General features: G+C 39.8%; 13 protein-coding genes. 1 reads left to right on the top strand and 12 read right to left on the bottom strand.

Going from position 1 to position 13,397, the window contains the following annotated elements; translation table 11 throughout:
- Positions 1–108: 108 nt before the first annotated feature.
- The 11 genes from trxA to zapA form a co-directional block, all read right to left on the bottom strand.
- A complete protein-coding gene (gene trxA / locus MKY51_RS12140; protein ID WP_339172413.1) occupies positions 109–423 on the bottom strand; it encodes a thioredoxin in 315 nt (104 codons plus the stop codon).
- 262 nt (positions 424–685) lie between these two features.
- Positions 686–1,663: an electron transfer flavoprotein subunit alpha/FixB family protein gene (locus MKY51_RS12145; RefSeq protein ID WP_339172415.1), complete on the bottom strand. Its 978-nt coding sequence runs from the start codon at positions 1,661–1,663 to the stop codon at positions 686–688.
- 56 nt (positions 1,664–1,719) lie between these two features.
- Positions 1,720–2,493, bottom strand: a complete 774-nt coding sequence (locus MKY51_RS12150; protein ID WP_339172418.1) for an electron transfer flavoprotein subunit beta/FixA family protein — start codon at positions 2,491–2,493, stop codon at positions 1,720–1,722.
- 62 nt (positions 2,494–2,555) lie between these two features.
- A complete protein-coding gene (locus tag MKY51_RS12155) occupies positions 2,556–3,329 on the bottom strand; it encodes an enoyl-CoA hydratase (protein ID WP_339172421.1) in 774 nt (257 codons plus the stop codon).
- Between the two features lie 14 nt (positions 3,330–3,343).
- The gene (locus MKY51_RS12160; protein WP_339172423.1) at positions 3,344–3,925 is read right to left on the bottom strand and encodes a TetR/AcrR family transcriptional regulator; all 582 of its coding nucleotides are present in this window, start codon (positions 3,923–3,925) and stop codon (positions 3,344–3,346) included.
- A 104-nt stretch (positions 3,926–4,029) separates the two neighbouring features.
- On the bottom strand, positions 4,030–5,721 hold the full coding sequence (locus MKY51_RS12165; RefSeq protein ID WP_339172424.1) for a long-chain-fatty-acid--CoA ligase: 1,692 nt from the start codon (positions 5,719–5,721) through the stop codon (positions 4,030–4,032).
- Between the two features lie 417 nt (positions 5,722–6,138).
- Positions 6,139–6,552 carry a DUF350 domain-containing protein gene (locus MKY51_RS12170; RefSeq protein ID WP_339172426.1) on the bottom strand — a complete coding sequence of 138 codons (414 nt, stop codon included), beginning with the start codon at positions 6,550–6,552 and terminating at the stop codon, positions 6,139–6,141.
- A 70-nt stretch (positions 6,553–6,622) separates the two neighbouring features.
- The gene (locus MKY51_RS12175) at positions 6,623–8,989 is read right to left on the bottom strand and encodes an endonuclease MutS2 (RefSeq protein ID WP_339172428.1); all 2,367 of its coding nucleotides are present in this window, start codon (positions 8,987–8,989) and stop codon (positions 6,623–6,625) included.
- Between the two features lie 14 nt (positions 8,990–9,003).
- On the bottom strand, positions 9,004–10,719 hold the full coding sequence (gene polX, locus MKY51_RS12180) for a DNA polymerase/3'-5' exonuclease PolX (protein WP_339172430.1): 1,716 nt from the start codon (positions 10,717–10,719) through the stop codon (positions 9,004–9,006).
- Between the two features lie 215 nt (positions 10,720–10,934).
- On the bottom strand, positions 10,935–11,474 hold the full coding sequence (locus tag MKY51_RS12185; RefSeq protein ID WP_339172432.1) for a CvpA family protein: 540 nt from the start codon (positions 11,472–11,474) through the stop codon (positions 10,935–10,937).
- A 5-nt stretch (positions 11,475–11,479) separates the two neighbouring features.
- Complete coding sequence (gene zapA / locus MKY51_RS12190; RefSeq protein WP_339172433.1) at positions 11,480–11,740, bottom strand: cell division protein ZapA; 261 nt, start codon at positions 11,738–11,740, stop codon at positions 11,480–11,482.
- A 263-nt stretch (positions 11,741–12,003) separates the two neighbouring features.
- On the opposite strand from zapA, the gene rnhC reads away from it, so the two are divergent.
- On the top strand, positions 12,004–12,933 hold the full coding sequence (gene rnhC, locus MKY51_RS12195) for a ribonuclease HIII (protein ID WP_339172436.1): 930 nt from the start codon (positions 12,004–12,006) through the stop codon (positions 12,931–12,933).
- 39 nt (positions 12,934–12,972) lie between these two features.
- On the opposite strand, the gene MKY51_RS12200 is transcribed toward rnhC, so the two are convergent.
- On the bottom strand, positions 12,973–13,344 hold the full coding sequence (locus tag MKY51_RS12200) for a VOC family protein (protein WP_339172438.1): 372 nt from the start codon (positions 13,342–13,344) through the stop codon (positions 12,973–12,975).
- Between the last annotated feature and the right edge of the window lie 53 nt (positions 13,345–13,397).

Here is a 13,397-nt window from a genome sequence, read left to right on the forward strand (position 1 = left end):
TTTTATTTTAACTGATTGGGGTATAAGAAAAAAGCCGTACACCTTATACGGCATACGGCTTGTTGACATATCAGTAACGCTTTGGCGTTTGAATGGTCAATGGTTTAATTATTTGTTGTCGTTAATGAAGTCAACTAAAGCTTCTTTTGGCATGAAGCCAGCAGTTTTTGCTTTTAATTCACCATCTACGAATAATAATAATGATGGGATTGACATGATTTGGTAATCAGCAGCAGTACCTTGGTTGTTATCAACATCAACTTTTACGATTTTAACATCGTTACCGATTTCTGAATCTAATTCTTCAAGAACTGGAGCGATCATTTTACATGGTCCGCACCAAGTAGCCCAAAAGTCTACTAAAACTGTGCCGTTTGAAATTTCTTGTGGAAATGTTTGATCTGTCGCGTGTACAATTGCCATATTAAATAGCCTCCTTAAATAACATATGGTTGTAGTATAGCATGTTTTCCCAATTAAACAGTAGTAAAATGCTTGGGAATATCATGACCCTCAAATTTAGCCATTGTTTCCGATGGATTTTTGAGGATATTAGAAGAACTATACCCTTTATTTAAACAATTTAATGCATTATACGATATCCATTTCTCTTCACACCATATTTACCTCACCACTATAAAAATTAAAAGGCTCCCTTCAAAAGAAGGAAGCCCCTAATCACTTGTTAAGCATTTACTTTAAGTGCTTTAAACTCTTCAATTAACATTGGCACTACTTCGAATAAGTCGCCAACGATACCGTAGTCCGCTACTTTAAAGATATTCGCTTCTGGATCTTTGTTGATCGCAACGATCACTTTTGAGTTCGACATACCAGCTAAATGCTGGATCGCACCAGAAATCCCTGCAGCGATATATAAATCAGGTGTTACAACTTTACCAGTTTGGCCGATTTGTAATGAGTAATCGCAATATTCAGCGTCACATGCACCACGAGATGCGCCAACTGCTCCACCTAGTAAATTAGCAAGCTCTTTTAATGGCTCAAAACCTTCTTCGGATTTAACACCACGACCACCTGCAACTACTACTTTCGCTTCTGAAAGATCTACACCTTCAGTTGATTTGCGTACAACTTCTTTGATGATTGTACGTAAATTTGTAATATCAACTGATACTGATGATACTTCACCAGAACGAGAATCGTCTTTTACTAATGGCGGAATATTGTTCGGACGAATTGTCGCAAAAATAATACCCTCTTTGATTTTTACTTTTTCAAATGCTTTACCAGAGTAGATTGGGCGAACAAATACTGTATCATCGCCTGCTCCCTGAATTTCCGTAACATCTGAAATTAAGCCCGATTGTAAGCGTGAAGCAATTTTTGGCGATAAGTCTTTACCTAAAGAAGTATGACCGAAAACGATTGCTTCTGGATTTTCTTGTTCTATTACTGCTAAAATTGCTTGGCTGTATCCGTCAGATGTATAGTTTTTCAAATGTGGATGTTCTACTGTGATAACACGGCTCGCTCCATATGCGATTAATTCCTGTGTTAAATCAGCTACTGCATCCCCAACTAATAAACCTACTACTTCACCGCCGTCAGCGATTTGTAAACCTGCTGCAATTGCTTCGAATGAAACGTTACGTAAGCTCCCTTCGCGAACTTCACCTAACACTAAAACTTTCTTTGACATAGAATATCCCTCCATTACCATCTTCGTAAAAATTTTCGTACGCTAGTTGACTTCTATTAGACTACTTTTGCTTCGTTATGAAGTAAGTTTACTAATTCTTTTACCTGTACAGAAAGATCGCCTTCTAATACACGACCAGCCGCTTTTTGTGGCGGTAAGTAAATTTCAACTGTTTCTACTTTTACTTCAACATCGTCTTCATCGATATCCAAATCATCCAATTCCAGTTCTGCAAGCGGTTTCTTCTTAGCTTTCATAATCCCCGGTAAAGATGGGTAACGCGGCTCGTTTAAACCTTGTTGAGCTGTTACTAATAATGGTAATGATGTTTCTAATACTTCAGCGTCCCCTTCGATATCACGCACAATCTTAACGTTCGTACCTTCGATTTCCAATGAAGTAATAGTTGTTACGTAGTTAATGCCCAGCAGGTCTGCTAAGCGCGGGCCAACTTGTCCTGAACCACCATCGATCGCTACATTTCCTGCTAAAATTAAATCTGCTTCTTTGTCTTTTAAATATTCCGCTAAAATATAAGCTGAAGAATATTGGTCAAGCTCATCTAAATCATCTTCTGTATTAATCAATACCGCTTCATCGGCACCCATTGCTAAAGCTGTACGTAACTGCTTTTCCGCATCTTCTCCACCGATTGTCACAACTGTTACTTTACCGCCTAATGCGTCACGCTTTTGAATTGCTTCTTCAATTGCGTACTCATCGTATGGATTGATGATGAATTCTGCACCATCTTCCTGAATTTTACCGCCTGATACGACGATTTTTTCTTCTGTGTCAAAAGTACGTTTTACTAATACAAAAATATTCATAATCTAGACCTCCTAAAAGCTTTTTAATTTTAATCCCGAAAAACAGGGAAGAATACATTTTTTTATTTGCCAGTAAACACTGGCTCACGTTTTTCAATAAATGCTTGGATACCTTCTTTAGCATCTTCAGAAACAAATACTTCACCGAAGCTGTTTGCTTCAGCATTTACACCATCGTAATAAGATGATGGTTTCGAGTAATTCAGCATTTGGATCGCTGCTTTAAGCGCGATTGGTGATTTTTTCGCAATTTTTTTAGCGATTTTCAATGTTTCAGGCAACAGCTCTTCATCGGAATAAGCACGGTTTGCTAATCCCCACTCAACAGCTTCAGCCCCCGTAATCGGGTCACTTGTAAACATCATTTCCGCTGCTTTTGCTACACCAACATAACGTGGTAATCGCTGTGTTCCTGCGAATCCAGGTATTAAGCCTAGTGATAGTTCAGGTAAGCCTAATTTTGCCGATGCGGTTACAAAGCGCATATGGCATCCCATCGCAAGTTCCAATCCGCCCCCTAATGCAGCACCGTGGATTGCGGCGATAACCGGTTTACTGAATGTTTCAATACGCTCGAAAACATCTTGTCCATTTTTCGCCAATCCTGTAAATGCTTCTCCTGACTGTACGCTCGTAAACTCTTTAATATCCGCACCCGCAGAGAAGAACCGTCCTTCGCCATGTAAGACGATAACACGTACATTTTCATCATTTTCTACAGCGTCTAAAAGTGCATTCACGTCTTGGATCAAGCCTTGTGAAAGTGCATTTGCTGGTGGTCTTGAAATTGTTGCAATTGCTACCCCTTCTTCTACTTTCCAACTTAGAAACTCCATCCTCTACATCCCCTTTATGCTTTTAGTGCGTTTAGCAGTAATTGCTTTACTTTCGGAGCTTGCTCTAATAAATCATATCGATTTTCATTCATTACCCAAGTTGTCGTAATTTCGTCAATTGTGCCAAACACCATTTGTCTCGCAATACGAACATCCATCGTCTGGTTGAATTCACCATTTAGCATACCTTCGATTAAAATTTGATCTAGTAAAATTAAATATTCTTTTAGAATAGAATTAATTTTCAGTCTAATCTCTTTATTCGATTGGCGTAACTCCAGCTGAGTTACTGTTGCCAAGTGGCGATCACTTGATAGAACACGGAAATGATTTTCGATCATTTTACATAACTTATCGGAAGCAGTTTCCCCACTTTTTATTATAGCCTGTAAATTCTCTACGAAAATACCCATTTTTTCCTGGAATACAGAAATTAAAATATCTTCTTTGTTTTTAAAATATAAATAGATTGTACCATCAGCAACCCCGGCTTGTTTGGCTATTTTGGAAACCTGGGCTTGATGATAGCCGTTTTCTGCTATAGCAATGACTGCCGCGTCTACTATTTGCATATATTTGGGTTTGTTTCGTTTCAAGCAGATCACCACCAAAAAAAATATGAAAACATGAATGACCATTCATTCATGTTTTCATATTATAGTTTGTTCTGCAATCTGTCAATAGTTTGCTAAACAATTAATTATTTTGCTTCTTGTTGTGCCATTTTCTGTTTTTCTTCTTCAATTAGTGTACGTCGTAAAATCTTTCCGACTGCTGTTTTCGGCAGCTCTTGACGGAATTCATAGAAACGAGGCACTTTATAAGCAGCCAGGTTTTTACGGCAATACTCGTTCAGTTCTTTGTCTGTAACTGATTTACCCTCTTTAAGAACAATATACGCCTTCACGGTTTCTCCGCGATACGGATCAGGTATACCGGCAACGACACATTCCTGGATCGCCTCATGCTCATACAGCACTTCTTCTACTTCACGCGGGTAAATATTAAATCCACCTGCAATAATCATATCTTTTTTGCGGTCAACCACATAGAAATAACCCTTTTCATCCATATAACCTAAATCCCCTGTTAAAAACCAGCCATCTGTAAATGTCATCGCTGTTTCTTCAGGACGATTCCAATAGCCCTTCATAACTTGCGGTCCTTTTACCGCTATTTCGCCGATTTCACCTACAGGCAATACTTCTGCTTCACCTGAGCGTAATATAACCGCTTCTGTGTTTGGCCAAGGTAAACCGATTGAACCGTTGATCCGATGATCCCAAATGGGGTTGGCATGTGTTACGGGAGAAGTTTCGGTTAAGCCGTATCCTTCTACTAGACGACCACCTGTCAATGCTTCAAACTTTTCCTGAACTTCCAGTGGCAATGCAGCAGAACCGCTTAAACATGCTTTAATTGACGATAGATCATATTTTGCTAAATCCGGGTGATTCAACAAGCCAATATACATTGTTGGGGCGCCGGGGAATAAAGTTGGTTTTTGCTTATCAATCGTTTTCAATGCTTGCTCCGCATCAAACTTCGGCAGTAATACCATCTTACCCTGCTGCATGACCGATAAAATTAATACCGTTGTCATACCATATACATGGAAGAATGGAAGTATGCCTAAAATTGTCTCTTCACCCTTTTTACATTTATACATCCATGCATCACACATTAATGTATTTGCAATCAGGTTTTTATGCGTTAACATAACACCTTTCGGGTAACCTGTTGTCCCGCCAGTGTATTGCAATAAGGCTAAATCGTTTTCAAAATCAAAGTCTTGCTCGATTTTATCCGTCTTGGCCATTTTCATGATTTCTGTGAACAGGTGATTCGTTCCGCTATGCTCCACCTTTACACTAAAACCATACTGTTTCTTTTGTATGAACGGATACACCAGGTTTTTCGGGAATGGCAAATAATCTTTAATTCCTGAAACAATGACATTTTCAATATTAGTTTCATGTAATATTTTCATCGCCCTAGGGTATAGAATATCCATCACTAAGATTACTTTTGCTCCGGAATCCGCCATCTGATATTGAAGCTCACGTTCTGTATAAAGCGGATTCGTCTGTACGACAACCCCACCGGCATACATCGTGCCATAGTAGGCGATAACCGCTTGCGGACAGTTCGGCAGCATAATCGCTACTCGATCGCCTTTCTCCACCCCTAGAGAACGCAAATAGTTCGCAAACTTCAATGCTGATTCATAAAGCTCTTTGTACGTAAGTTCACGCCCCATGAAGTGTATGGCCACTTTATTCGGCATTGACTCAAATGCTTCTGTTAAAAACTGGTGTACAGGTATTTCCGGCAACTCAATTGAATGTGGTACTTCTTTCGGATAGCTTGCCAACCAAACCTTTTCTGTCATAAAACTCCTCCCCTTCGATAAAGCTTTACTTGTTTACATCATTATAATGAAAACTGGAAATGGTTTCAAACTATTTTCATAGATATACACATTATATTCTCGTTTATGCAATTATTTTCTCGTTATTTGTTTTGACTTTTATAGTATTATTGACTATAAAACATATAGGACTATTCGTTTAGTATGGAAATATAACTTTTCCAATAAAGTTTTAAATAAATTAAATATTTTTTGGTTAAGAACAGATTGGTCGAGTGATAATAATTTTCAAAACCAGTAAAAAAAGCAAATGCACTAGCGAAATACCAGTACATTTGCTTTTATGTTTAGAGTGTCATCATGTAGTAAATGCCGACTGCGAAAAAAATGAAACAGACGACGAGTAAGATTTTCGATAATGTTTCCATGTATATGCTCCTATGAAATACTTGCTCCGATAACAAATGACAAACCGAGTGAAATGGTAAATGAGATAAATCCGACTGAACGGTTGTCAGCTGCAATCTCCTCATCCACATTAAATTTCGGCGTTAAAAACTCAAATAAGAAATAGGCAAAGATTAGTAACGTAAAACCGAATAAACCCCAACCGAGCATTTCAATAAATGATGTATGCTGATTAATTGAATATCTGAAAATATTACAGACGCCTAAAATTTTTCCTCCAGTAGCTAAAGCGACCGCGACATTTCCTTTTTTTATTTCATCCCAATTTTTATACTTTGTTACAATCTCAAATAAAATCATTGATACGAATAGGCAAAGGACTACCACACTAAAATAGCCTGCTGTTTCTACGAGAGGATGGTGCCAAAAGTCTGATCCTAGCAATCCATTTTACCCCCTTTAATTATTTTCTTTCTATGTTTAATATTAGCGCATAATTTAAAAGGAGCAACAACTATTTTAGTTCTACGACTGTAACACCAAATCCGCCTTCGCCTGCTTCACCATAACGGTATGATTTAACACGCTTATGGTTTTTCAGGAAGCTTTGAATCCCTTGGCGTAATGCACCAGTGCCTTTACCGTGAATAATCGATACACGCGGATAGTTCGCCAATAACGCATCATCCAAATATTTTTCTGTGCGTATAAGCGCTTCTTCATATCGTTCCCCACGTAAATCCAGTTCCAGTTTGACGACACTATTGCGATTTTTCACATTCATCATCGGACGAGTAGCCTGCTCTTTTTCCGGTTTGACATACTCTAAATCAGATTCCGGAAGTTTCATTTTTAATATACCAATTTGAACAACCCACTCATTTCCTGCTTTTTGCAGGAGTGTACCTTTTTGTCCATAGCTCAATACTTTTACTTCATCGCCCACTTGCAGATTCTGCTTACGTTCGCGGGCAGCAACAGCCTTTTGAAGCACTTTGTTATTATCAATCGGTGCTGCATTATCTAAACGCTTCTTCGCATCGATTAACTCATGCTCTTTCACCGATAATGCGGCATTTTCTTTCATTTTTCTCAGCTCTGCAATAATTGCTTCTGCTTCTTTCTTCGCCTCATCGACAATTTTGCGCGCCTTGTCTTTTGCTTTTTTCTCGAGGTTTTCCTTTTTCTCATCATAAATACGAAGACGTTCCTCCAGCTCTGCTCGGATTTTTTGTGCATCTTCGAGTAACAGGTGAGCTTCGTCCGCTTCACGTTCAGATCGTAATCGGCTTTCTTCGAGTGAAGCAATCATCGATTCTACTTCATGACGGTCAGTACCTGTAAAGGATTTTGCGTGGTCGATAACATTCGAACTTAATCCAAGACGTTTGGAAATTTCAAATGCATTTGAACGACCCGGCACACCAATGAGCAATCGATAAGTCGGGCTAAGTGTTTCAATATCGAACTCTACACTTGCATTAACTACAGATGGACGGTTATAGCCATATGCCTTCAGCTCAGGATAGTGAGAAGTTGCCATAACACGCGCGCCGCGATCAACTGTTTCATCCAATATAGCAATTGCGAGTGCTGCACCTTCCTGCGGATCGGTACCTGCGCCAAGCTCATCGAATAGAATTAACGATTTTTCATTAAATTTGCTTAAAATGTCTACTATATTCACCATATGAGAGGAGAAAGTTGATAATGACTGTTCAATAGATTGCTCATCGCCAATATCAGCAAAAATTTGTTCAAACACGGCTAATTCCGAACCATCCAGTGCAGGAACCGGAAGACCGCACTGTGCCATAATTGTACACAGACCCACAGTTTTCAACGTTACTGTTTTACCACCAGTGTTTGGTCCGGTAATAACAATTGCTGTAACATCCCGTCCAAATTCGATCGTATTGGCTACTGCTTCATCAATTGGCAATAACGGGTGTCGTGCACGGACAAGTCGCGTATAGCCTTCTTTATTCATTTTTGGCATTGTGCATTTATTCGCCTGTCCGTATTTCCCTTTTGCTAAAATAACGTCCAGTTCTCCAAGTAGCTGTACAAGAACGAATATTTCATGTCCTACTTCCTGTACCTTCAAAGTCAACTCGGATAGAATACGCTCGATTTCAGCCTTTTCTTTCACTTTTAGGCGCTGTACTTCATTGTTCGCTTGAATCACTGCATCAGGCTCGATAAATAATGTTTGACCTGAAGCGGACTGATCGTGGACGATTCCGCCATAGTGTGACCGATACTCTTGTTTAACAGGGATTACGAAACGGTCATTACGAATTGTGATAATCGCGTCAGACAGCATCTTTGTTGCATTTGAACCACGTGTGAGACTTTCCAGCTTTTGACGCACTTTCGATTCTTCTGAACGTAATGACTGGCGAATGGAGCGTAATGCAGAACTCGCTGAATCAAGTACCGTACCATTATCATCAATGCAATCGTTAATTTCGTGCTGTAATGCCGTTAAGACAGGCATTTGTTCTTTACGCTCGATAAAATGTGGAATTTCAATTGTATTTTCAGATTCGATATCTTCTATGAAATTCCGTAAAATCCGGCTTGCACGTATTGTGCTTGCGATTTCCATTAATTCCATCGGGCTGAGCATACCGCCGATTTGTGAGCGGCGTGCATGCGGACGTACATCGAAAATGCCGCCCAATGGCACATTGCCTTTCACACGCAAAATCGCAAGTCCTTCATCCATTTCTTCCAGCAGTTCAACAACTGTATCGTAATCTGTTTCCGGTACAAGTTCATCGATCGCCTGTTTTCCGATCGAGTTTGTACAAAATGCCGCTACTTGCTCGCGTACTTTATGAAATTCTAGTGTTTTCAATGCTCGTTGTTCGATCATGAGAACACCTCCTATTACTTTTCTTTATTTTTCGCAATAAATGCTTCAAACTTTTCTTTTGACCATGTGTTGACGATCAGGTCTTTTTTCAGCCATGCTTTTTGTGAATATTTGACACCGATGTCCATAAAGCGCAGCTGGTCAATTGCATGCGCGTCTGTATTGATGGCGATTGGTACATTTTTCTCCATTGCCAGCGTTAAATATTCGATACTTAAGTCCAGGCGGTACGGATTTGCATTGAGTTCCAATATTTTACCATGTTCTGCAGCCCATTCAATCAATAATGGCACATCCGGATCATAGCCTCCGCGCTGTCCGACAATTCGGCCAGTCGGGTGGGCAATCATATGGACATATGGATTTTCCACCGCTGTTTTTAAACGCGCCATAATTTTGTCCTGCGATTGTGTAAAACTTGAATGGATCGATGCAATCACAAAATCAAGTTCTTTTAAAACATCGTCTCCAAAATCTAATGTCCCATCAGGAAGAATATCCATTTCTGTACCTCTGTATAGTCGGAAATTTGGATTTGCTTCGTTAAATGCATAAATATCAAGCTTTTGCTGCTCAAGTCGTTCAGGTGTTAATCCATTCGCCACTTTTAAATACTGCGAATGATCGGTAATGACCGCATGGGAATAACCGATATCTATTAAAGCTTGCCCCATCTCGCTCACTGAATGCGCGCCATCAGACCAAGTTGTATGCATGTGAAGATCCGCTACTATATCTTCCAGCTTCACTAATCCGCTTAGTTCATCTAGACGATCAAGCTCTTTACCGCTTTCACGTACAGTCGGCGGAATAAAAGGTAAATCAAAATGCGCAAAAAACGCTTCTTCCGATTCAAATGTTACGACGGTTCCGTCTTCTTGCTCGACCCCATATTCACTAATTTTCTTGCCCATTGACTTTGCAAGCTGACGCATACGTACATTATGGTCTTTTGATCCCGTGAAATGATGTAGTGCCGAAGCGAATTCTTCACGTGTCACTAAACGGAAATCCACACTTACCGGTTCTTCACGATCCAATATGACGGACACTTTTGTATCCCCAGCGGCAACGGTTTCCAATATTGCGAGGCGCGTTAAAATTGCTTCACGTACAACTTCATATTCCTTAGTTGCCACAATAAAATCAACATCTTTACTCGTTTCCGCAACACGTCGGAAGCTCCCTGCAACCGAGAACTTCTCCACTTCAGGCAAACTTGCTAAAAGTTCGTTAATTTCCAGGACGACAGGCTCAAGCTGCCAAATAGGCAATCGTTCAGCACGAGAACCAAATGTTTCAAGTTCTTTTAGGATTTTTTCCTCTGTTTTTGCTGCAAACCCGGCAAGCCCTCGTACTTGTCCTGCCTCACATGCCGCCTTTAATGTATCGGCATCCACGATGTTCAGTTCCTGATACAGTTTTGCAAGCTTTTTACCGCCTAAACCCGGTAGTTTCATCAATGGAACGAGCCCTTTCGGTACGGCTGCCTCCAGCTCTTTCAGGACAGTCGATTCCCCGTTTTCCATCAGTTCAGTGATAACCGCTGCCGTTCCTTTACCGATTCCTTTAATTGCTGTAATATCATCGATTTCACTAAGGCTTCGTTCATCTGCTTCTAGTGCCGCCGCCGCTTTTCGGAAGGCGGATACTTTAAACGGATTTTCTGCCTGCAGCTCCATATATAAAGCTATTTTTTCCAATGTACGAATAATAATTTTTTTGTTCATCATTGTCTCTCCTTTAAAAAAGCTCCTCCCGAAAATCGAGAGAAGCATTCGCATGATTTTCAAATCAATTAGGCCTCGGCATATTGATGTCCCGATTCGGCTAAAGATCCACGGTGCGCGGAAAAGTCAGCTGTTTAGCACAATGCGATGCTTGTTAGGTTGACTTCCTTCTTTAGTGACTCCTTTTCCGAATTTAGGACACCCGCTAAAATAAGTTAGTTTTTTTGTATATACCACCAATTTTGGAACATGCTCGTAATTAGCGGTGTATGCTCAAGTATGAGTCCTGCCAAAATCGAACTGTCGATGAATGTCTGAATCGATTCCACCGGCAGCAGTGCTACTACGTACAGTCCAATAAAAAGTACAAGATACATTTCGATGAATCCAAGAACTGCACCCAACACATAGTTTAACGAACTCAATACAGGTAAATACGTTAAAAAATCAAACATCGATCCGACAATTTGGAGGGCAATCTTCACTGCAAAGAAAATAATGGCAAACGCAAAGACGCGATAAAATGTACGGTCAACATCGAGTGAATCCAGAACGAGCGTCATTGTTGAACCTTCTGTAAATCCAGGATACGGAATCCATAAAACAAATTTTTCTGCTAGCGGCTTATAATAAATAATCGCTACAATGAGGGCAATGATAAAACTTCCGATATTAATAAGCTGAACGACGAACCCTCGTTTCGCCCCAACTATAAGACTAATGATAAAGACTGCGAGAATAATTAAATCTAACATGTATGTCAACCCTTCAAATGTTTCAATTGTATTTCTAGTTTTTCATATTGCTCTTTTAATAATAGATAGTCATGCACAGAATTTACGGCTGTTAATACAGCTAGCTTCGATGTATCTAAAGATGGATTATGGGCACTGATTTCCCGCATTTTGTCGTCCACTAATGAAGCAACAAGACGCATATGGACCGATGATTCTGTTCCTACCATTTTATATGTATTACCATATATTTCTACGGAAATGCGATTCTTTTCTTGCTCAGCCAAAATAATCCCTCCAGAAAAAATAAGTGAACAATAACGAATAAACTTTTTTCGTTTTTTGCCCAATAAAAGATTGAAAGCAAACCTGATTGATTCTATTATATAACGATGCCATTTTCCTATTGTACATCATAACATTTCCAATTTCACTATCGCAACACCATGTGCCGAATGTTCCTCTGTAAGAAGCATACATAAGTGAGTTCCCCTTTTCTATTCAAAAAGCTATACTACATAGTATTACATCATTTTTGAAAGGATCGATTATGACAAATATTGTTTTACTTTGCAGTGCTGATCAACAGCAATCAATTCAACATTTTTATAAAGACGCTTTAATAGAACGAAAGGCTCCCGGCGTTATTTTTGCGGTAAAATTAGCGGATACGGCTATTACCGCCTATAAATCAGGAAAAGTAATGTTTCAAGGGGCAGGTGCAGAACGTGAGGCGGCACGCTGGGGGCAAGCAGGGGTTTCGCCGGCTAAAATTGCCTCCACGAAGGGTGATACACTCCCGGACAATTTTGCGGCATTATCGGTTTTAGGCTCAGATGAAACTGGAACAGGCGATTACTTTGGTCCTGTAACTGTTGCTGCTGTTTATGTTCCCGCAGATAAAATTGCGCTCGTCCAGGAACTTGGAGTAAAGGATTCCAAACAACTGACTGATGATTATATGCGACAAATCGCCCCAGACTTAATGAAGGTATGCGCTCACAGTATTTTGACACTGCGCAATGATAAGTATAATGCTATTCAGTCACGCGGGTATTCACAAGGTAAAATAAAAGCGCTGCTGCACAATCAGGCATTAAAGCATGTATTGGAGAAAATAGCACCAGAAACCCCGCAATATATTTTAATCGACCAATTTGCGGAGCGCGGAATATACTATAATCACATAAAAAATGAAAAAGAAATTGTCCGTCAAAATGTCCTGTTCTCGACTAAAGCCGAAAATCTGCATGTAGCTGTTGCTACAGCCTCGATTTTGGCGCGTTATGCATTCCTTAAAGAAATGGACCGGCTTGCCAAAGTGACCGGGTTCCCTCTTCAAAAAGGAGCGAGCGGCAAAGTCGATGAAATGGCCGCTAAAATTTGGTTGAAGCATGGCGAGGACACACTTCGTTCCATGACGAAATGGCATTTTGCCAATACGGAAAAAGCACGCAAACTTCTACAAAAGAAGAAATAGAAAAGGAGCTGTCGCCATTAAATTGGCTCAGCTCCTTCATTATTTTTCCATTACGGCAAAATAATTTTCCTCATCATCGGCAAAGTTGAAAACTTTCCCGAAAGGCATCTTCATGAACTCCCCGACTGTAATTCCCTTTGCTTTAAAATCTTCATACAATTCCTCTAAATTTTGTGCATAGAACATTAATGAAGGCGTAGACAAATTCAATTCAGGAGACATCTCTTCTATTTTCTTTTTATCATGCAATACAAGGTTTGTCTGAGTTTCATCTTTTGGTGCAATCGTAATAATTCGCATGCCGTTATTGATATCGGAAACTACAGTAAATCCTAACTTTTCAGTCCAGAACTTTTTTGACTGCTCCTGGTCTTCTACATACAACATGACTTGCCCTAATTGTTCAATCATTTTTCGAACTCCTTTTTAATACAGCGTATTTCACTTTACCCAAGTATAACAAA

Origin of the sequence: Solibacillus sp. FSL R5-0691 (assembly GCF_037974225.1) — a bacterium.
Lineage (GTDB): Bacteria > Bacillota > Bacilli > Bacillales_A > Planococcaceae > Solibacillus.

Excerpts from the sequence above, each read along its gene's own strand:
- trxA (WP_339172413.1), bottom strand. The coding sequence starts at position 423 with ATGGCAATTGTACACGCGACAGATCAAACATTTCCACAAGAAATTTCA.
- MKY51_RS12145 (WP_339172415.1), bottom strand. The coding sequence starts at position 1,663 with ATGTCAAAGAAAGTTTTAGTGTTAGGTGAAGTTCGCGAAGGGAGCTTA.
- MKY51_RS12150 (WP_339172418.1), bottom strand. The coding sequence starts at position 2,493 with ATGAATATTTTTGTATTAGTAAAACGTACTTTTGACACAGAAGAAAAA.
- MKY51_RS12155 (WP_339172421.1), bottom strand. The coding sequence starts at position 3,329 with ATGGAGTTTCTAAGTTGGAAAGTAGAAGAAGGGGTAGCAATTGCAACA.
- MKY51_RS12165 (WP_339172424.1), bottom strand. The coding sequence starts at position 5,721 with ATGACAGAAAAGGTTTGGTTGGCAAGCTATCCGAAAGAAGTACCACAT.
- MKY51_RS12175 (WP_339172428.1), bottom strand. The coding sequence starts at position 8,989 with ATGATCGAACAACGAGCATTGAAAACACTAGAATTTCATAAAGTACGC.
- polX (WP_339172430.1), bottom strand. The coding sequence starts at position 10,719 with ATGAACAAAAAAATTATTATTCGTACATTGGAAAAAATAGCTTTATAT.
- MKY51_RS12185 (WP_339172432.1), bottom strand. The coding sequence starts at position 11,474 with ATGTTAGATTTAATTATTCTCGCAGTCTTTATCATTAGTCTTATAGTT.
- rnhC (WP_339172436.1), top strand. The coding sequence starts at position 12,004 with ATGACAAATATTGTTTTACTTTGCAGTGCTGATCAACAGCAATCAATT.
- MKY51_RS12200 (WP_339172438.1), bottom strand. The coding sequence starts at position 13,344 with ATGATTGAACAATTAGGGCAAGTCATGTTGTATGTAGAAGACCAGGAG.